At 71.5% G+C, this 19,990-nt stretch carries 16 protein-coding genes; 9 read left to right on the forward strand and 7 right to left on the reverse strand.

Features of this window, described 5'->3' with window-relative positions; all coding sequences use genetic code 11:
- Window positions 1–39: 39 nt before the first annotated feature.
- The 5 genes from E1B00_RS00450 to E1B00_RS00470 all read right to left on the reverse strand — a co-directional run bounded on the left by E1B00_RS00450 (window position 40) and on the right by E1B00_RS00470 (window position 6,330).
- Window positions 40–696, reverse strand: coding sequence for a rhomboid family intramembrane serine protease (locus E1B00_RS00450; protein ID WP_139444706.1), 657 nt, complete (start codon window positions 694–696; stop codon window positions 40–42).
- A 144-nt stretch (window positions 697–840) separates the two neighbouring features.
- A complete protein-coding gene (locus tag E1B00_RS00455; RefSeq protein WP_139444707.1) occupies window positions 841–1,731 on the reverse strand; it encodes an RluA family pseudouridine synthase in 891 nt (296 codons plus the stop codon).
- A 16-nt stretch (window positions 1,732–1,747) separates the two neighbouring features.
- A complete protein-coding gene (locus E1B00_RS00460; protein ID WP_139444708.1) occupies window positions 1,748–2,644 on the reverse strand; it encodes a dienelactone hydrolase family protein in 897 nt (298 codons plus the stop codon).
- A gap of 36 nt (window positions 2,645–2,680) precedes the next feature.
- A complete protein-coding gene (locus E1B00_RS00465) occupies window positions 2,681–4,174 on the reverse strand; it encodes an outer membrane protein assembly factor BamB family protein (protein ID WP_139444709.1) in 1,494 nt (497 codons plus the stop codon).
- A gap of 113 nt (window positions 4,175–4,287) precedes the next feature.
- Window positions 4,288–6,330 (reverse strand): amidohydrolase family protein, encoded by a 2,043-nt coding sequence (locus tag E1B00_RS00470; protein WP_139444710.1) that lies wholly within the window; start codon window positions 6,328–6,330, stop codon window positions 4,288–4,290.
- Window positions 6,331–6,653: 323 nt separating this feature from the next.
- Between E1B00_RS00470 and E1B00_RS00475 the strand changes: the two genes are divergently transcribed.
- The 6 genes from E1B00_RS00475 to E1B00_RS00500 all read left to right on the forward strand — a co-directional run bounded on the left by E1B00_RS00475 (window position 6,654) and on the right by E1B00_RS00500 (window position 13,590).
- On the forward strand, window positions 6,654–7,349 hold the full coding sequence (locus E1B00_RS00475; RefSeq protein ID WP_139444711.1) for a helix-turn-helix transcriptional regulator: 696 nt from the start codon (window positions 6,654–6,656) through the stop codon (window positions 7,347–7,349).
- Window positions 7,350–7,424: 75 nt separating this feature from the next.
- Window positions 7,425–8,678, forward strand: coding sequence for a hypothetical protein (locus E1B00_RS00480; protein WP_139444712.1), 1,254 nt, complete (start codon window positions 7,425–7,427; stop codon window positions 8,676–8,678).
- 68 nt (window positions 8,679–8,746) lie between these two features.
- Entirely contained in the window at window positions 8,747–10,426 is a 1,680-nt protein-coding gene (locus tag E1B00_RS00485) for a hypothetical protein (protein ID WP_139444713.1), read from the forward strand.
- A 4-nt stretch (window positions 10,427–10,430) separates the two neighbouring features.
- Window positions 10,431–11,717, forward strand: a complete 1,287-nt coding sequence (locus E1B00_RS00490; protein WP_139444714.1) for an RCC1 domain-containing protein — start codon at window positions 10,431–10,433, stop codon at window positions 11,715–11,717.
- Between the two features lie 43 nt (window positions 11,718–11,760).
- Window positions 11,761–12,660, forward strand: a complete 900-nt coding sequence (locus E1B00_RS00495) for a DUF6683 family protein (protein ID WP_139444715.1) — start codon at window positions 11,761–11,763, stop codon at window positions 12,658–12,660.
- 24 nt (window positions 12,661–12,684) lie between these two features.
- Entirely contained in the window at window positions 12,685–13,590 is a 906-nt protein-coding gene (locus tag E1B00_RS00500; RefSeq protein WP_139444716.1) for a DUF6683 family protein, read from the forward strand.
- A 19-nt stretch (window positions 13,591–13,609) separates the two neighbouring features.
- On the opposite strand, the gene E1B00_RS00505 is transcribed toward E1B00_RS00500, so the two are convergent.
- Window positions 13,610–16,501 (reverse strand): serine/threonine-protein kinase, encoded by a 2,892-nt coding sequence (locus E1B00_RS00505; RefSeq protein ID WP_139444717.1) that lies wholly within the window; start codon window positions 16,499–16,501, stop codon window positions 13,610–13,612.
- A gap of 24 nt (window positions 16,502–16,525) precedes the next feature.
- The gene (locus E1B00_RS00510; RefSeq protein ID WP_176693075.1) at window positions 16,526–17,062 is read right to left on the reverse strand and encodes an ECF-type sigma factor; all 537 of its coding nucleotides are present in this window, start codon (window positions 17,060–17,062) and stop codon (window positions 16,526–16,528) included.
- 265 nt (window positions 17,063–17,327) lie between these two features.
- Between E1B00_RS00510 and E1B00_RS00515 the strand changes: the two genes are divergently transcribed.
- From E1B00_RS00515 to E1B00_RS00525, 3 genes are read left to right on the forward strand one after another with little or no spacing between them, the layout of a single operon-like run.
- Entirely contained in the window at window positions 17,328–17,873 is a 546-nt protein-coding gene (locus E1B00_RS00515) for a MarR family winged helix-turn-helix transcriptional regulator (RefSeq protein WP_139444719.1), read from the forward strand.
- Between the two features lie 40 nt (window positions 17,874–17,913).
- A complete protein-coding gene (locus tag E1B00_RS00520) occupies window positions 17,914–18,441 on the forward strand; it encodes an arsinothricin resistance N-acetyltransferase ArsN1 family A (protein WP_139444720.1) in 528 nt (175 codons plus the stop codon).
- Window positions 18,441–19,988 carry an FAD-dependent oxidoreductase gene (locus tag E1B00_RS00525; protein ID WP_139444721.1) on the forward strand — a complete coding sequence of 516 codons (1,548 nt, stop codon included), beginning with the start codon at window positions 18,441–18,443 and terminating at the stop codon, window positions 19,986–19,988. Before E1B00_RS00520 ends, E1B00_RS00525 begins: the two co-directional genes overlap by 1 nt.
- Window positions 19,989–19,990 lie beyond the last annotated feature (2 nt).

A 19,990-nucleotide genomic window follows, 5' to 3' on the forward strand; every position in this document is an offset into this window, starting at 1 on the left:
GTCGGCCCGGTGGTTTGCCAAGGCAAATTGTGGATGGCGTCACGGAACGGGTTGGCCGATTGCGGCCGGCCTGCCGTTATGGGTGTTCCGGTAAAAAAACGATGCAATCAACAAGCCGAGCAGCACGCCCGAAACATGCCCGGGTTTCGGGTAGTAGACATGGACCAGATCGATCACGAAGGCCAGGCCGATCGAGAACCCGACCGCCCACCGCATGAACTTCGAGCGGTCGACGCCCGTCAGCATCAGCCAGAGCCCCGCGCCGGCGATTGCCATGATCGCCTGGGACGACCCGGTGCCGAGGTTCCAGGGGTATTCGACGGACAGCGTGCTGATCAGCATGGCGATCGAGCCGCCGACCAGCCAGAGCACGAACAGGCGGAGGGAGCCCACGTGGCGCTCGACCGCCGCGCCGACAAGAAGCAGGCAGAACACGTCGCCCACCATGTGGAGCTGTTTGACGTGGATGAGCTGGGCGGTGACCAGGCGCCAGAGTTCGAGGTCCCGGAGGTGGCCGAAGCGCAGGCCGTAGTGCTCGAGCTGCACGATCTTTACTTTGCCCAGCCAGGTTCCGCTGATTTCGATCGCCGCGTGCACGCTCAGGGCGACGGTGGCGGCGCAAAGCAGCAGCGTGCACCAGGGGAGGGGGCGGGATGTGGTCGCCGCCGGGGAGCGTTGCGGGTGGGGCATGATCATTTGCCTCGGCTGGGTCGCGAGAGGGCGTCGCCTTTCCCTGGCCCTCTGCCGCAGGGGAGAGGAAGGAATGGGGGCTCGGGCAGTGATCGTTGCGGGCGCTTGTGGCTTTTTGCGGGCGGCTTGTGTCTTTCCCGGGGTTGTCCGTCAGGTCCCGAGACTGAACCCGCTGGAGAACTGCCGCGCGGAACCGGTGAGCGGGTCGATGAAGGACAGCCTGCGGGCCAGCAGTTGCAAAGGCGCCGAGTAGTCGCCCGCCGCGCGATGTGTTACCGCCGGATACATCGGGTCGTTGAGGATCGGTGCGCCCAGCGCGGCCATGTGCACACGCAGCTGGTGCTTGCGGCCGGTGACCGGCGTCAGCGCGTAGCGCCAATACCCATCCCCGCGTTCGATGGCATCGATCCGGGTTTCGCTGTTCGCCGGCCCGTCGACTTCCTGCATGCGGAAGAAGGGCTCGCCCGTGTCGATCCGGCTTGCGCGGGTGCAGGGAAACCCGATATCCGGCAGCGCCGGCGCCAGCGCTTCATAGCTTTTCTCGATTCGCCGCTCCCGAAACAGGGCCTGGTAAGCCGAACGGGTCTGCGGATTTGCCGAGAACAGCACCAACCCCGCCGTCTCGCGATCGATCCGGTGCAGCGGCACCAGGTCTTCATTCCCCGTGCGCCGGATCAATCGCCCCAGCAGCGTTTCGTGCACATGCGCACCCGCCGGCATCACCGGCAGGAAGTGCGGCTTGTCCGCCACCAGCAGGTCGGCGTCGGCAAACAGCACGGTTTCCTCGAACGGGATTGGCGCTTCGTCAGGCACTTCGCGGTAGTAATGCACCTCGAGCCCGACGCGGTACGGCGTGTCCGGCGTCAGCCCGCGTCCGTCGCTGTCCACGACCCGGCCGCGCGCCATGCGGTCCAGCCACACCGTCCGCGGCACAGCCGGGAAATGCCCGCACAGGCCGTCGAGCACGGTCGCCCACGGGCCCGGCGGCAGCTGCAGCGTGCTGGCGGGCAGGCCATCGAGGGTGGGTGGGCGTTTGCGCATGGCGGCTCGCGCCGGCTCAGGGGGCTGACACGCGTTCGACGATCCACTCGACGATCGCCTCGAACCGTTCCTGGTCCAGCGCATGCCCGCGGTCCACGCGCAGTTCGGTGATGGAATCGCCGCCGACCTTGGCCACGACGGCATCCGCATCGCGCGAATACTTGTCCTGCGTGCCCGAAACGACCAGCGTCGGCCGCGGGCCGATGGCGGCCAGCACCTGGTGCGTGTCGAGCAGGCGGGCGAGTCCCGGCACGGACTCGAACAGGGTGAACCCGGTGCCTTCGCGGCGGCGCGTGTCGAAACTGCAGACCGAACCGCTGAGACAGGCGAAACGGCAGCGGGCATCCAGCGCCGCGTGGTAGAGCGCGGTGTACCCACCGTAGGAATGACCCGCGATGCCCACGCGGTGCGCCTCCACCCCGGTGACCGACAGCAGCACGCTCATCGCGCGCTGGGCATCATCCAGGACCTTGCGCATCAGCGTGTCGCCGTCGATCAGGCGGTAGCTCATGGCGTTGTAGTGCTGCAGCCAGTCGTAAAAGTCCGGCTCCACGCCGCGCACCGCGGCGCGCCGGTCCTCGAAGCTGATCGCGTCCGGGGCCAGCACCACCAGGCCGCGGCGGGCCAGCGCCGGCCCGAAGGCCTGGAAGGCATCGCCCACCAGCCCGGCCACTTCGCTCTTGCCGAAGTGGAACTCGCCGTTGTGCTGGTGGAAGACCACGACGCCGCCGATCGGGTCGCGACCCGTCGGCGTGAACAGGAAGGCCGGGATGACGTCACCCTCGAGCCCGCGGTATTCGATGCGCTCCCGGTCGTAGCCGTCGCCCGCCACGACCTCGCCGCGCGCGAAGGCCACCGGAACGGGGGCCGCAAGCCCCAGCTGCGCGCGTAGCGTCGTGGCGAGGTCGGTCATGGGGCGCCATGGTAGCCCGCCCACCGGCCCCGTGTTTCATTTCATGCGATAGGCACCGGTCAGGGTGACGCCGTAGATCGCGCCGTCCCGGCCGATGCGCCAGGCCGGGCCCTGCACGCCGTCGCGGCGCGGGTCGGGCACGATGCCCCAGCCGCCGTCGAAGAGCAGGTTCTTGCCGGGCAGCACGGTGCTCCACAGCTGCGTGCCGGTCTGCCCGTCGAAGCCCTGCAGGCGGTAGTCGAAGTTGCCGGCTTCGCGGCCGGGGATCGGCAGGCGCTCGGAGGCATAGAACGCGCCGCCCGACGAGGCCAGCAACTGCGTGTCCTTGCCGGCGGGCCGGCGCCAGGCCAGCGCGCCGTCGCCCAGGCGGAAACCCCACAGCTCGCGTGCACCGCCGCGGTCGACTTCGGCCACCAGGGTGTCGCCGGCCGCGACGTAATTGACGATGGCCGTGCCCGGCACGGGCTTCGTGGTCCATGCGACCGCGCCGCTGCGCGGATCGAAGGCGCGCAGCGCGTCGCCATCGGGCTTGCGGCCCTCGCTGACCGCGCCCAGCAAACCCTGCACGCGGATGACGGCCTTGCCGCCGGCCACCATCGGCGTGCCGTCGTCCGAACGCCAGGCGCCCTCGGCCTTCGGCTGCTGCGTGTGCCGCCACAGCGTCCGTCCGGTCGCGGTGTCGATGGCGTGCAGCTGGCGCGTCGGCGGATCCGGCTGGTCCTTGCTGCGCGCGGTCACGAACAGCACGCCACCGGCCATCGCCGTCGGGCTGAAGGTGGGCTGGTAGTGCGAGTCGTACTTGTCCATCGCCAGGCGGAACTCGCGATTGCGCCACCGCACCTCGCCCAGGTCCGCGCTGAAGCCGATCACGTTGCTGACGCCGTCGTTGAAGGACTGGTTGACGCCGGTAAACACGCCGCCCAGCCCGCGCAGGGTGACGTTCGCCGCCGGCTTGAGCGAGCCGGCAAGGCGGCCGGCCTTCACGTCGACCACGTAGTAGTCGGTCGGTCCGCCGTCGTCGCGCGGGTAGATCATCAGCACCTTGCCGGACTGCATTTCGTGGAAGGCGATGTTGCCGGTCGAGCCGCGCCGGTTGCCGACGGCGCAGATCTCGCCGATGCGCCAGACGGTCTTGCCGGTCCTCGTATCCAGCGCCGACAGGCCGGCATTGCCGTCGTTGTTGCAGCTGCCGGTCAGCATCAGCTCGCCGACCAGGAAGGGCGACCAGGCGCCCCACCAGCCCGGCGTCGTCTCCCAGGTCTTGCTGGGCGCGGCGAGGATCGGCGGCGCGGGGAACTCGCGGTTGTTGCAGCTGCTGCCGTAGACGCTGCCCATCGTCGCGCTGTCGGCGCAGCTGGCGCGTGGCGCCGCGCTGCGCAGCCGCTGCAGCGCCGCGTCGCGTGAGGCGGGCGAATCGTCGGCGAGCGCCGCGCCGCTGGCATCCGCGGGATGGATGGTCAGGGCGAGGGCCCACGCCAGGCAGAACGAGAAGGCGAGGGGCGTGCCCGGGAGGGAAGGACGGCGGCGCATGGCGATTCTCCGGTGGAAATTCGGCCGCCCGCTGGCAGCCACACCGGGGTTATCGCGGAACAGCGGCCCCGGCCTTCACTCCCCGCGATGCGGGGACCGGCCGGTGCCGGGGCCTAGGGCAGGTAGGTGACCTTGGCCACCAGCGTCCAGCGCCCGTGCGTGCGCACCAGGTTCAGCTGGTCCTGGAACTCGCGGCCGCGGTAGCGCAGCGTGAAGCTGGCGGTGCAAAGCGTGTCGCTGGTGCAGAGCACGCGCAGCCCGGACAGCGTCGCCTGCGGGTCGGGCTGTCGGGTCCAGCCGGGCAGGCGGGTGGCCAGCGGCGTCACCGACAGCGGCGCCGGGTCGCTGGCGATGTGCAGTACATGCACGCCGTTGTCGGCGAACAGGTCGGCCATGGCCTGGTGATTGCCGTCGCGGAATCCCGCGAGGTACTGATCGGCCACCACGGCGGCGACTTCGGCTTCGGGCGTGGTGGCGGCTTCGGCGCCCAGCTCGCGCATCGCCGCCATCGCGTTGGCGTTGCGCGGCGCGATCCGCAGCGACTGCCGGAACTCCGCAATCGCGCCGGGCTTGTCGCCGGCCCGCAGCCAGAACGTGCCCACCACGTTGTGCACCGCCATGCCCGGCGCCAGGTGCGGGCGCGCGGCGGTGAGCAGGGCCCGGGCCTCGTCGCCCCGGCCGGCATCGAGCAGGCGCTGCGCGTCGGCGACCACGACGAAGGCGTTGAGCGTGGCGCGGCCGTCGCCAGGCATGCCTTTCAGGGCCTGCGCCAGCGCGGTAATGTCGTCACCGGCGATCTGCGCTTCGTAGCGGTCGACGAGGGCATGGCGCGGCGCTTCGGCTTGCCGGTAGGCCTGCACCAGGTGGTCGAGCTGCTCCACGGGCAGCCACTGGCCCTGGCTCATCACGCCGGCCACCGACGCCAACGCACCCACGTCCTGCAGCGGGTTGCGCTCGAGCAGGACCAGGTTGGCGACGGCGCCCGGCGTGACCACGCCCAGGCGTGTGGAGCCGGAGGCGGGACTCTTTTCGGTCAGGAATGCGCCGGCGTTGAAGGTGGCGGTGCGCAGCGCTTCGTAATTGCCCAGGCCGGCGCGGCGGAGTTCGGCGAACTCGTGGTGCACGCAGGCACCCGGCAGGCAGGTGGTCGGGGTGTCGGTGCCGAACACCAGCGGCACGCCGGCGCGGTGCATGCGCGCCACCAGGTCGCGCTGCCGGGTCAGCTGCGCGGCCACCGCCGCGGCGAAGGCCGCCGGGGTCGACCGGTTCGCATAGCCGTTGTTGCGCCGGTGCCGGCCCTGGTAGATCGGCGCGGGCAGCAGGGCGGCCTCGGGGCCACGCAGCGACGTGTCGGTCATCGTCACCTGCGCGCCGATCTGCTCGACGACCGCGAGGGTCGGCGACACCGTCGTGCCGTGCCGGCGCAGCGCCGAGATCGCCGCGTCGATCTCGGCGTCCGTCGCTTCGGCGGGAAGCAACTGGGCGAATTCCTCGCTGTGCGCCACCAGGTCGATCGATGGCAGCGACTGCTCCAGCGGCACGCCGGCGGGCAGATGGCCGACCACCGCCATGCCCTTGCCCCGGGCCTGCGCCGCCAACGCTTCCAGCACCGGCGCGGGCATCGAGGTATAGCTCTTGAGCATCGACGCTCCCGCGGCGCGGGCATGGCCGACCACCACCGGCGCATCCTCGGGCGAGGCGACCACGTACCCGCCGGGCCCGGCCTTGCCGTGCAGGGTGTCGGTGGTGGCGATCACCTGCAGCGGCGCGGCGTCCGGCACGGGGCCGGCGGTCCACTCCAGCGGCTCGCCGCCAGCCGCCAGGATCGTCGTGATGCCGTGGCGCAGGTAGAGCGGGTACTCGGCGGGCGAAACCGGATGGGTATGCAGGTCGATCAGCCCGGGCATCAGGTAACGGCCGGTGCCGTCGATCACCGTGTCGCCGTCGGCGATCGGGCCGCCCGTGTCGCGCAGTGCGACGATGCGGCCATCGCGCACCACCACGTCCTGGCCGGGCAGGGCGGCCTCGCGGTCCATCGGCAGCACGGTCACGTTGCGGAAGACGAGGGCGCTCGCGGCGGCCGGAGCCAGCGCGGCGACGAGCAGCAGAGCAAGGCAGGTGGCGCGCCGGAAGGCGGGCGGGGGCGTCGGGCGCATGGCGGATCCCTGGATGGACTGGCGCGAATCTAGCGCCCGGGCGCGGTCGCTGGCTTGGACGTTTCCCGGTTATCCCCATCCCTTACGGCACATCCGGAGCACGGGCCGGGCGTGGCCATACTGCAGCCGTCCGCAGGCCGCGGAACCCGCGTCGGCCCGGCGCCCCGAACGAGACCCCTGCCGTGGACCGCGATCCCCCGTCCCGCGCCGCGACCGATGACCGGTCGTCACCGCCGCCCGGCGGGCCGAATGGCCGCCGCGACGTCGTACGGATTTTTCCGGGCGCGGTCCTGCATCGCACCAGCGACCCGGGCGGCCGATGCGTGCCGGAACACGCGCACGACTGGCCCCTGCTTTCGCTGTTCATCGCCGGCGGTTACCGCAACTTCGTCGACGAAGGGGCCCTGGCCATCGCCGGTCCCTCGGCCGTGTTCTATCGCCGCGGCGACGCGCATGCCAACCAGGTCGGCCGCTTCGGGCACGAACAGCTGGAGATCGAATTCGATCCGGCCTGGCTGGGCGCCGGCGCATTGGCGCAGTTGGACCGGCCGGTGCGGCGGATCGGCGGCGCGGTCGCGCTGGCCTCGCGCCGCTTGCTGAAGTTGTGCCAGGACCCCGCGGCCACGGAGCGCGGGATCGCGCAGGCGCTGCGCAGTTTCCTGGCGCACATGGCCACTGCCGATGCCGGGCCTGCGGCGCCTGCCTGGCTGGTGCAGGTCGAAAGCCTGCTGGGCACGACGCCGAGGCCGCTGGCCAACGCCGAACTGGCCGACCGGCTCGGCCTGAGCCCGCCCTGGCTGACGGAGGCCTACCGCGCCCACGCCGGCGAAGGCCTGGCCGAAGCCGACCGCCGCCACCGCGCGCAGCAGGCCGTGCACCTGCTGCGCACGACGGCCGTGCCGGTGGCGCAGATCGCGGCAGCCACCGGCTTCTGCGACCAGAGCCACCTGGCGCGGGTGGTGAAGCGACTCTACGGTTGCCCACCGACGCGTCTGGACCCCGCCCACCGCCAGGAATGAAGGCTTTCGCCCCGGCATCGCGATAACCCCCTGTGAGGCCGCCCCCCGCGGCCCTGTGTTCACAGGAGAACCGCCATGTCCCCGTCGCTGCACCGCTCCCGCATCGCGCCTTTCGCCCTGGCGCTGGCCATCACCGCAGCGCTGGGGTCGCCCGCCGGCAACGCCGCGGCGCAGACGCCGCCCACCCAGGTCTGGATCGACGTGGCGACCCACCACCACGTCAACGAACCCGACCTGGGCGGCATGGGCCGGTTCGCGCAGCGCATGATGGACCGCGACGCATCGAAGCCGAAGTACCCGACCACCGAACATCCCGGCGGCACCGGCCGTTACCTCGACGTCGCCGTGCACAACCGGCTGCGCCCGGGCGTGCAGGTCGAGGACGCGATCCCGGCCGGCCTGGGGCTGGGCGGCACCCTGGTGCTGATGCCGCCGCCGCCGGTGGGTCCGTCGCAGCCCGGCCAGCAGGGCGACGAGGCGCCCGATGTCGAATTCACCGTGCACGAATACTGGGGCTGCGGTGCGGCGGTGCGCGGCGGCCAGCCGCGGGTCACCACGTTCCGCCTGAAGGCCGGCGAGGCCACGATGACCGGCGCGGGCGTCTCGACCGGCCAGTTCGCGCCCGATGGCGACATCCAGCCGGGCCCGGCGCACGTGCTGTGGCCGAACAAGTTCCAGAGCACGCGCGTGCCCGAAAGCGCGAGCGTGGTCGGCGCGCACCGTTTCACCGGCCAGGGCGTGCCGGCCTCGCTGAAGTTCGACCTGGACCGCAACGCCGACTTCATGCCCGAGATCGCGCTCACCGGCCAGGGCGACATCGAAGCGCCGATCGAGCTGCGCTGGTCGCCGGTGGAGCGCGCCCAGGCGTATTTCCTGCAGGCCGCGCAGATGAAGACGCCGGTCAAGCAGGGCATGAACAAGTTCGACGTGGTGGTCTGGAGCAGCGCCGAGGTGGGCGGGGCGGGCCAGACGCTGGTCGACTACCTCGGCGCGCCCCAGATCAGCCGCTGGCTGAAGCAGCGCGTGCTGCTGCCGGCCAGCGCCACCAGCTGCACGGTGCCGCAGGGCATCTTCGCCGACGACAGCGGCGTGGCGAACGTCGCGGTGCTCAACATGGCGGCCTACGGACCGGAGACGCACCTGGCGTATCCGCCGCGGCCGACCGATGCCCGGAAGCTGGCGGCGTGGAAGCCCGAGTGGAGCGTGCGCGTGCGCACCAAGTCCACCGCCAGCCTGGTGCTGGGCCTGGAAGAAGCGGGCGCCCAGGACAACCCGAAGGAAGGCCGCGGCCGGCGCCTGCTGCGCGGCCTGTTCAAGCGCGGAACCTGAGCCGCCGGCGTCGTTCCGTCGCAACGGTTTCCGGCGCGAAAGCACCCCGCCCACACAAGAGAAACGCCATGCACGCACGTCCTCTCCTCATCGCTTCCGCCATCGCCTTCCTGGTCGGGGCCTGTTCGCCGGCGCCCGAGGGCGGGCAGGGCGCGTCCACCGATGCGTCCGTCGCGACGCCGGTGGAACCGGCCGCAAGCTCGCGCGCCATCCGCCAGGAAGACATCGACCACTTGAACGCCGAAGGCCCGCTGCCGAACGCACGCGCGGCGTCGGCGCTGGAGTTCTGGCTGCACTACAAGCTGATGAAGGCCACCGGCATGGAGGACGCGCTGGGTGGCGAGGAACAGGCGATCGCCGCGATGGCGGCGGTCAGCCTGGCCTTCGAGCGCTCGTCGCTGGCCGCGCAGGCCGAACTGCCGCGCATGGTGCCCATGTTCGACGGTACCGGCATGGACGCGGGCGTGTTGGGCGTCGGCTACGGCCTGGTCGGCGGGGCGATGGCCGGCGGCGTGCTCAACGGCAGCCTGACCCCGGACCAGGTGGCGCAGGCGATCAAGGACGGGCCGATCAAGCTCGACGGCAAGGATGGCTCGGCCGAGCTGGGCATCACCCAGGACGGCCTGGACACGACGATGGAGCAAAACGTCAACGCGAACGGCGTCACCGGCAAGGTGCGCACGAAGATCCACCTCGACAGCTGCCCGGACCCGCAGGGCAAGCTGGTGGTCACCATCGAAACCGAATCGAACATGCAGGCCGGCGGCGCCAGCGGCTCGGTCAAGGCGAAGTTCACCTACCAGCGCTGGCTCGATGACGACGCGCACCTGGTCGACGGCGACGACGGTTCCGCCGAGGACATCCACGTCAACATCTCGGGCACCGGCGCCCGCGGCAAACCGCTGTCGGTGGACCTGACGCAAAGCTCGCCGCGCGGAGCGGCGACCGCCACCGCCCATGTCAGCGAAACCGGGCACAGCTTCTTCCGTCCCGACGAGTCCAAGCACACCCAGAAGCTGCTCGACGACACCGTCAAGTCGATGCGGCTGATTGCCGAGATGATGCTCCAGGGCGCCTTCACCGGCGGCAAGGCGCCCTGGGAATCCGGGCGCTGCGTGGACCTGCAGGTGCGCAGCACCCCGGAGAAGCGCAAGGGCGCCCAGCCCGATACCCGATACACCGTATTCGCCGAACCGCGCGCGAAGAAGGACGGCATGCCCACCGGCGGCACCGTCCGGGCGACGTTGAACGGTCCGACTTCGCTGAGCCCGCAGGACAAGGTCCGCGCCGATGCGCAGTTCGACTACATGAATCCCGGCCAGAAGGACCAGCAGGCGAGCATCACCTTCGAGGCGCGAAGCCGGCGCGGTGTCGGCCGGGCCACGCTGGATTTCGACACCAAGAAGAGTGGCTACCGCATCGTCGCCAGCGGCGATGGCGCCTGCTCGGAGCCGATCACCGTCTGCGACGTCAGCAAATCCTTCACCAATACCGTCTGCGGCGGCCAGGTGACCTGGACCCACAACCCGACCAGCGACCGCGGCGGCGAATTCACCTTCCACTGGAAAGGCGGCAAGGGCTTCGCCGACGCCAAGGGCAGCTATGTGCTGCACGGCCCGGAAGAGGAGATGACCGCGATCTACACCATGGGAAAGATCTGCGGCCAGGCGGCGGGCATGACGGCCTGCACTGCGCCGCGCACCTTCGGGTCCTTCATCTGGACCCAGATCGACGACTGCAAGGAGTGAATCCATGGGCCGCACAGGAAAGGACCTCGCCCTGGACGTCCGTCGATCCGCCTTCGCCATCGCCTGGTGCGTCCTGTTCGTCTGCTCCGGCCCCGCCGGTGCGGAGAGTTTCGGCGACCTGTTCAAGCGCGCGGTCCGTGAGGCCGTGGCGGAGGCCGAGCGGGATGCCCGGGACGGTTCGCGCGATGCCGGCAAGCGCGCGGACGAGGCCGCGCCCCGCGTCGACGATGCCGGCCCCGAAGGCCCTGCGCTGCCGATCCCCGCGTCGAAGCTGCCGATGGCGGCCGCGGCGTCCTGGGGTACGGTGGTCGTCAACGCCGACGGCTCCGTCACGGCCTGGCCGGACGAGGCCGACGGCCGGCCCGTGCAGATCGCGCTGCCAAGCCGTGCGGTGGCCGCCGCGGTGAACCAGTACGCCGCCTTCCTGCTGCTGGACGACGGCACCGTGATGGCGATGGGCAAGAACAACTACCGCACGCTCGGCCGCGAAGGCGAGGGCAGCGCGACGCCGCGGCCGGTGCCAGGCCTGCGCGGCATCGTCCAGGTCGCCGCCACCTACGGCCACGCGCTGGCGCTGCGCCGCGACGGTGCGGTGTTCGCCTGGGGCGAAGAGGTCACCGGCCTGCGCGGCGTGCTTCGCGAAGGCAATGCGCCGGTGACGCGGGTGCCGGGGCTGCCGCCGATCGTGCAGGTGGCGACGGCCGCGCGGCACAGCCTGGCGCTGGGCCAGGACGGGCGGGTCTACGCCTGGGGCAACAACGCGCACGGCGAACTGGGCAATGGCAGCGCCGGCGAACCCAGGACCGCCGCGGCGGTGCCCGGGCTGGAGGGCGTGGTCGCGATCGCCGCGGGCCTGCAGACCTCGCTGGCGCTGAAATCCGACGGCAGCGTCTGGGCCTGGGGCTCGAACCAGAGCGCGATGATGGGCAACGGCCGCCGCGGCGAAAGCAGTGGCCACGACCTCGCCCTCTCGCCGGTGCCGGTGAAGGGCGTGAGCGGCGTGCAGCAGATCGTCGCCGGCGAAGGTTTCGTGCTGGCGCGCTCCGGCGACGGCACGGTGCGCGCCTGGGGCTTCGACGGTTACGGCCAGGTGGGCGTGGGCACCGCCGGCGGTTACCACCTGACGCCCCAGCGCATCCCGACCCTGTCGAACGTGGTGAACGTCAATGCCGGCGGTTACCGCGTCTTCGCCACCACCGCCGACGGCCGGCTCTGGCACTGGGGCACCGCGATCCCGGTGGCGCCTGGCCGCCGGCCGAACGTGAAGTCGCCTGCCGTCCTCCAGCGCTGATCCCGCCGGACGCAGTCAGTCCCCTCCCTCGACGGATGAAGCCATGAAACGCATCGCAGCCCTTTCGCTCCTCCTCCTGCTGTCCGCCGGCGCAAGCCAGGCGGCGACCGCACTGCGGTTCACGCCGCCGCCCGGCGACGCCTCGCTGAAGGAGTTCGCCGACAAGCTGGGCAACAACGCGTCCGAACGCGAGCAGATGCTGCAGGCGATCACCACGGCGAAGACCGAAATCTTCGAACAGCGCTACGCAGCGAAGGGCTGGAAGAACAACGTCGCCGGGGCCTACACCTTCTTCGTCAGCGGCGTGAGCTATGTCTGGACTGGCAAGGTCCCGGATGGCGCCGCGGAGGACCGGTTGTTCGCGCAGATGGGCGAGACGCTGGCGCCGGACCTGGCCGGTGTTTCCGACCGGGAGAAGGCCACGCTGTACAACACGCTGATCGCCAGTATCAGCCTGCCGCTGTTGCTGTACATCGACGCTGAGCAGACCGGAAACCAGGCGCAGATCGAACAGGCGCGCACCCTGGCCGCCCAGTACAGCCGCGAGATTCTGAAGATGGAGCCGGAGCAGGTTGGCAGGCTGCTGCCAGCGGCGCCGCCGGCCGGCCCGCCGGCGACTGCAGCGGCCGTCGCTCCGGCCACCGTCTCGAGTGCGCCCGCGGCCAGCGGCGCGGGGCAGTTGGACGGTCGCTGGCAGTGCGTGGTGTCGTCCGTGCGTTACGTGCCCGGCGCCGGCGGGTCGTCGATGATGATGGTCGATTCGATCCCCAGCATCAGTTTCGACATCGCGGGCAACCGTTACCGCACCAGCGCGGGTGGCGGCACGCTGTCGGTGGTGGGCCACGAGCTGCGGTTCTCCGGCGACGACATGGGGAACATGGTCGCCAAACTCGACGGTAGCACCCTGGTATTCGACAGCGTCACCCGCTGCGATCGGCGTTGAACCACGCAACCCCTGGAGCGAACCATGAAATACCTCATTGCCCTGACGATCCTCCTCTGGATGCCGACCGCCGCGGAGGCCGCGCTGCGGTTCACGCCGCCGCCCGGCGACACTTCGCTGCAGGACTTCGCCGACAAGCTGGGCAAGACCCCGCAGGAACGGCAGCAGCTGGGCGAGGCCTTCGCCACGGTGAAGGCCGAACTGTTCGAGCAGCCGAATGCGTCCCGCGGCTGGAAGAACAACATCGCCGGTGCCTACACTTTCTTCGTCAGCAGCATCAGCACGGTCTGGACCGGCGACGCGCCCGATCCCGCCGCCCAGGACCAGCTGTTCGCCAAACTGGGCACGGCGCTGGCGCCGGACCTGGCCGGCGTGCCGGACCGCGACAAGGCCGAGCTTTACAGCACCCTGATCGGCGGTGCCAGCCTGCCGCTGCTGCTGTTCATCGACGGCAGCGAAAAAAAGAACCCGGCCCAGATCGAGCAGGCCCGTGCCCTGGCCGCGCAGTACAGCCGCGAGCTGATGAAGATGGAGCCGGACGAGGTGCGCCAGCTGCTGCAGCCGGCCTCGGCCAGCGGCGCGGTGGCGGCGACGACGGCGCCGACCGTGGTATCGGACGCCTCCGGCGTCGACGGCCGTTACGAATGCCAGATGGCCCAGCTCTCGCACGGCGCCGGCGCGAACTTCAGCTTCCAGTACCAGCCGACCGGCATGTGGTTCGCCATCCAGGGCGGCCGCTACACCAGCAGCAGCGCCGGCGGCACGGTGCAGGCGGGCGGCGACGTGGTGAGCTTCCACGGCGGCAGCTATGACGGTTGGCGCGGCGCGCGCCGCGGCAATGCCATCGTGTTCCGCAAGAACCAGGGCGACCCGGCACCGGGCGAATCGATCCGCGTGGGCGACCTGCGCTGCGGCCGCCGCAGCGGCTGAGCCGCTGCGGGCCGGACCGTCACACCCCGAGTTGCGTGGCCAGCCTCTCGGCGGCGGCGCGGTGCAGTTCCTGCGGCAGCACCGCCTCGCGCAGCACCGGCAGGGCCTGCTGCAGCAAGGCCTGCGCTTCGTCGCGTTTGCCGGCGGCGGCGAGGATGCCGGCCAGCTCCGCCTGCGCGATCGCGGTGTCGGTGCCACCGGACGCGGACAGCCGCGCCAGCGCTTCGCGTTGCGCGGTTTCCGCGGCGGCCAGGTTGCCGCGGACCCGCGAGAACTCGGCCTCGGCGCGCAGCGCGTGGGCGAAGACCGGATGGGCCGCCGGCGCCAGTTTGCCCAGCCGCGTGCGGGCTTCCTCCAGCACCTGCGACCCGTGTCCGGCATCGCCCATGCGCTTGGCCAGCACCACCTGCTGCCAGACGATGAACGCGTAGCTGAACGAGTCCGCGCCTTCGTCCGCCAGCGCCTTCGCGCGCAGGCGGTCGAAAATGGCGCCGGCTTCGGCGTAGCGACCGGCCTGGCCCAGTCCGCGCGCGTAGTTGCGCTCCAGCCCCCAGCGCATCGCCGCCGCCTCGCCGGAATCCCCGGCTTCCTCCAGGCGCACCAGGCTGCGTTCGAACAGCTCGACCGCCTTCGGGTAGTCGCCCGCGCTTTCATAGACCGAAGCGAGGTTGCTCAGGTTGATGGCCGCGTCCAGCGGCGTGCCGCGGGCTTCGGCGGCCAGGACGTCGGCGTGCTCCAGCGCCGCCAGCGATTCGCGGTAGCGGCCCAGGTTGTTCAGCGCGGTGCCCAGTGCGCCGTACAGCAGGCTGGTGGTGGTGCCGCGCGAGCCGACCGCCTTTTCCTGCAGCGCGATGGCCTCGCGGATCGTGCTTTCCGCCGCCGCAAAGTCGCCGTTGTGGCCCAGCGCCTCGCCCTTGTTGCGCAGCAGGCTGACGCGCAGCAGCGAATCCGGCGCAACGCCCCGGGCGTCGGCGAAGGCCAGGCCTTCGTCCAGGACCTGCAGGGCGCGCGTGTACTCGCCGGTGAGGTTCAACAGGCCGCCCAGCAGCTGGTAGGCCTCGATGACGTCGTCGCGCGGTGACGAGGGCAGCGGTTTCGCCAGCGCGATCGCCTCCTGCCAGTGCTTTTCGGCCACGGGGTAGTCGGCCATCGCGGAGTGGCCCGATCCCAGCACGACCAGGGCCTTCACCTGCGCGGCGGCATCGTCGGCCGCACCGTGCCGGTACCACGCGGCGGCGCGTTCGGCGGCGGCCAGGCTTTCCTCGCCGCGCTCCAGGCCGTGCAGCACGCCCGAGTAGGTGGCCATTTCCCGGGCCAGGCTTTCGGCGTCCTCGCGGCTGCGCGGCTCCACCCCCTCGAAACCGTCGGCGAACAGCGCGGCCGCGGTCTTCAGGTCGCCCAGCGAGTGGTAGAGCTCGCCGAGCAGGCGCTGCACCGGTTGTTTCACCTGCGGGTCGACCGTGCCGCTCTGGTCGAGCGTGGCGCGGGCATGGTCGAGCAGCTCGCGCACGCTGACGTCGGTATCCAGCGCGTTTTCCGGCGCCGCCGCGGCCAGCGTGTTGGTCAGGAACTGCAGGGACGCACGGGCCGCCAGGGCCTGCCGCTGCGCCTCGTTGCGCTGCTGTTCGGCGATCGCCGCCTGTGCGCGCGCCTCGCGCGCCTGCCAGAGCGCCACCGCGCTGCCCGCCAGCACGGCAAGCAGCACCGCGGCGGCGGCGGCGGCGGGCCCGCGGTTGCGGCGCAGCCACAGGCGTGCGGCCGTCGCGCGCGACGGCGCTTCGATGCGCAGCGGGCGGTGCTGCAGCCAGCGCTGCAGGTCGTCGGCCAGGGCATCGGCGCTGGCGTAGCGCTGGGCCGGATCCCGGCGCAGGCAGCCCTGCACGACATTCGACAGGGCGCCGCGCAGTTCCCTGGCGAGCGCGGCCGGGCTCATGCCGTCGCGCAGTGCCGCCGTGCCCGGGTCGGCCAGCGCGGCGGCGCGGGTCAGCGGCTCCGGCTCGCGTTCGAGCAGCTGCAGCTGCCGGGGCAGGGGCGTATCGCAGCCCAGCCCGAAGGGATGCGCGCCCGACAGCAGCCGGTGCAGCACGATGCCCAGCTGCCAGAGGTCGGTGGCTGTGGTGATCGGGCCCGCGTGCAGCTGCTCCGGGCTGGCGTATTCGAAGGTCAGCGCGCGGTCGTTGGTGGCGGTCGCGTCGGCGCCATCGAGCGGCTTGGCGATGCCGAAGTCGAGCAGCTTCACCTGGCCCTGGGCATCCACCAGCAGATTGGAGGGTTTCAGGTCGCGGTGCACGACCAGGTTGCGGTGGGCGTGGTTCACCGCGTCCAGCACTTGCCCGAACAGGGCGATGCGTTCGCGCAGGCCCAGGCGGCGCGCGTCGCACCAGGCGTCGATGGGCTGGCCGTCGACGTATTCCATGACGAAGTAGGGGTCGCCGTCGGCCGTGAAGCCGCCGTCGAGCAGGGTGGCGATGTGCGGGTGCTGCAGCTGGGCCAGAAGCTGGCGCTCGCGCAGGAAGCGTTCGCGCGCGGCCGGCGAGTCCGCCGCGCGGCGGATCAGCTTCAGGGCCGCGCGCTGCGTGTAGGCGCCGTCGTCGCGCTGCACGGCATAGACCGTGCCCATGCCGCCGCGGCCGAGTTCGCCGGTGATGCGCCAGGGGCCGATGGTCCGGCCGGTCTGCGCGGTGGGCGGCTCGGCGGCGGCATCGCCGCCCAGCGCGTCGCTCCATTGGGCGGCATTGCCGGAGAACGGTTCGTCCGCGCGTCCGTCGGCGGCCAGCATGGCCTCGACCAGGGCCCGCAGGCCGCTGTCGCCACCGCAGAGCCCATCGAGTGTCGCGGCCCGCTGCGCCGGCGGCAGGTCGACCACCTGCTCGAAGATTCGCATCGCCTGCGGACTGCGGTCGGTGCTCATGCGCGCTCGCTCTGGAATCGGAAGTCAGTCGCCCAGCTTGGCCGCCAGCCAGGCGCGGGTGCGGCGCCAGTCGCGCTGCACGGTGGTGAGGCTGATGTCGAGCAGGCCGGCGATTTGTGGTTCGTCGTAGCCACCGAAATAACGCAATTCGACGATCTGCGCGGCCCGCGGGTCGAAGCCCTGCAGTTCTTCCAGCAGCGCGTGCAGGGCCAGCACCTCGACCTCGGCCTGCGGCTGGGCGATGCCGCTGGCGGTGAGGGTGAGCGCCTGCTCGCCGCCGCCGCGCTTGGCGGCCTGCACCTGGCGGGCATGGTCGACCAGGATGTGGCGCATGGCGTGGGTGGACAGGGCCATCAGGTGATTGCGGTCGGCCGGAGCGAGCTCGGCATTGCCGGCGAGCTTGAGCCAGGCCTCGTGCACCAGGGCCGTGGTCTGCAGGGCGTGGCGCTGGCCGCGCAGCTGTTTGTGCGCGGCCTGTTTGAGCTGTTCGTAGACGGCCGCGTAGGCGGCATCGCGGGCCGCGGCGTCGCCGGCGCGGCCGCGCGCCAGCCATTCGGTCACGGGAGCCCGCCCCGGTTCCTCCGCCATTCCTGCCCCCGGCCGCGCGGTCCCGCCCGCGCTTCGGGCGCAAGTCTGGCACAGCCGGGCAGGGCGGGCGCAGTGGTCCGCTTTCCGCCGCGCAGGACGGGTGGCGGTTCTTCGTGCTCCGGCGCGACGGGCTCGCCAAGCGCATGGCTCCGCCGACCCATCGAGGCGACGAGGTTTCCCCGGCGGTTGACACCGCCCACGGCCCGGGAATATGGTTGGCACTAACAACGGATTCGCCATGCCCACCCAGACCGCCCGCCGCCCCGCCTCCGACGCCGCCCTGCAGCAAGACGCGCAGGCCCTGCATGAGGCGCTGTCGCACCTGGTGCGGGTGTACCAGTTCCGCGACCGCGACAAGATCTGCTGCCACGACGTTTCGGTCACCCAGTGTTACGCGCTGGAGGTGCTGGTCGAACGCGGCCCGCTGCGCAGCAATGCGCTGGCGGACGGGCTCAAGCTCGACAAGAGCACCACCTCGCGCGTCGTCGATGCCCTGGTGCGCAAGGGTTACGTCGAAAAGGCCGCCGACGGCGAGGACGCACGCGCGGTGTCGCTGCGGGCGACCCGGTCGGGCAGGGCGCTGTACGAGCGGATCAACGGCGAACTGATCGAGCAGCAGGCCGACCTTCTGCGTGGCCTCGACGCCGACGTGCGCGCCGGCGCCACCGAAATCATCCGCCGCCTGGCCAAGGCCGCCGAGGCGCGCTTCGTCGCGGGCGTCAGCGTGGGGCCGTGCGAGCCCGCCTGCGCGCCGGGCGCGGCGGGCAAGGGAAAGTGTGGCTGAGTTTTTTTGCTCTGATAGTTGTCACTACCAACGGAATTCCATGGACACGATCCGGAATGCACGCCCCACCGACGCCGCGGCCATCGCCGCGATCTACAACCAGGGCATCGCCGACCGCGGCGCCACCTTCGAAACCGTGCCGCGCACCGAGGCCGACCTGGCCGAGCGGCTGTCGGACGTGGACCGCTACCCCGTGCTGGTCGCCGCCGATGCGACGGGCAGGGTGCTGGGCTGGGCGAGCCTGAGCAGCTACCGCCCGCGCGACTGCTACGCGGGCATCGCCGAATTCTCGATCTACCTCGACCGCGACGCGCGCGGGCGGGGCGTCGGCCGGCGGCTGTTGAACGCGCTGATCGACACCGCCGCGGAACGCGGTTTCTGGAAACTCGTCTCGCGCATCTTCCCGTTCAACGCCGCCAGCCGGGCGCTGTGCCGGGCCTGCGGCTTCCGCGAAGTCGGCACCTACGAAAAACACGCCCAGCTCGACGGCCGATGGCTCGATGTCGTGATCGTCGAACGCTCCCTCACCGCTGTTTCCACAACCGGTCCGTCCGGAAGGAGTTCCTGATGAAAGCCCATTCCCTGCCCGTCGTCGTCATCGGTGCCGGTCCCGTCGGCCTGGCGGCCGCCGCGCACCTTGTCGAGCGTAGCCTCACGCCCGTCGTGTTCGAGGCGGGCGCCAGTGTCGGCGCGGGCATGCGCACCTGGGCGCAGGTGCGCATGTTCTCGCCCTGGGAGTTCACGATCGACCGGGCCGCGGCGCGGATCCTGGCGCGCCATGGCTGGACGGCACCCGAGCCTTCGGCCTTTCCCACCGGCGGCGACGTGGCCCAGCTATACCTCGACGCGCTCGCCCGCACGCCGGAGATCGCGCCGCACCTGCGTCTGGGCGCGTGCGTCACCGCGGTCAGCAAGCAGCGCCGCGACCGTATGAAGGACGCGCAGCGCGACGACGTGCCCTTCGTGGTGCGCTACGAGGACGCCGACGGCGAACACGAGCTGCTGGCGCAGGCGGTCATCGACGCCTCCGGCACCATCCGTACACCCAACCCGCTGGGCGCGTCCGGCCTGCCGGCGCTCGGCGAGCGCGGCGCGCGGGAATACGTGTTCTACGGCATGCCGGACGTGCTCGGCGCGCATCGTGATAGTTACGCGGGCAAGCGCGTGCTGGTGGTCGGCAGCGGGCATTCGGCCTTCAACGTGCTCAACGACCTGGCCCGGCTGGCGCAGCAGGCGCCCGGCACGCGCATCCAGTGGGCGATCCGCCGCCCGTCCCTGCAGCGCGTGCTGGGTGGCGGCGAGAACGACCAGCTGGCCGAACGCGGCAGGCTCGGCCTGACGATCGGGCGGCTGGTGAAGGAGGGCGCGCTGACGGTGGCGACGTCGTTCCAGCTCGACCGCATCGAGCGCACGCCGGACGGCTGGGTCGCGTACAGCGGCGGCACGGCCCTGGCGCCGGTGGATCAGATCGTCGCGGCGACCGGCTTCCGTCCGGATGTGGGGCTTCTGTCCGAACTGCGCATCGCGCTCGACGCCGGCACGCAGGCGCCGGTGGCCCTGGCGCCGCTGATCGACCCGAACCAACACAGCTGCGGCAGCGTCCGCCCGCACGGCGCCGAGCAGCTGCGCCATCCCGACGCCAACGTCTACATCGTCGGTATGAAAAGCTACGGCCGCGCGCCGACCTTCCTGCTGCTGACCGGCTACGAGCAGGTGCGCTCCGTCGTCGCCGCCATCGCCGGCGACTGGGACGCGGCGCGGCGCGTCGAACTGGTGCTGCCGGAGACGGGCGTGTGCATCACGCAGTTCGCGGAGGACGAAGCAGCCGTCGGCGCGGCGCCCGCTTGCTGCGGTCCGACCATTGTCGACGCCGCTGCGCCTGCGGTCGCCGCTGCGGTCACCGGCGACGCGACAGCGGCATGTTGCGGCGGACCGCCCAAGTCCAACGCTGACGCCTGCTGCGTGAAAGACGAGGATGCCAAGGCCTCGGGCACCTCTGGCTGCGGCTGTGGTCAGCGCGCGGCCAGCCCGGTGCCCGTCGCCGTCCCGGCTGCCGCCGTCGTGCCCGTCGCCGTCGCCGCACCGGCGGCGACCGCGTCGGAATGCTGCCGCTGACC

Source organism: Arenimonas terrae, from assembly GCF_006265115.1.
Taxonomy (GTDB): domain Bacteria; phylum Pseudomonadota; class Gammaproteobacteria; order Xanthomonadales; family Xanthomonadaceae; genus Arenimonas; species Arenimonas terrae.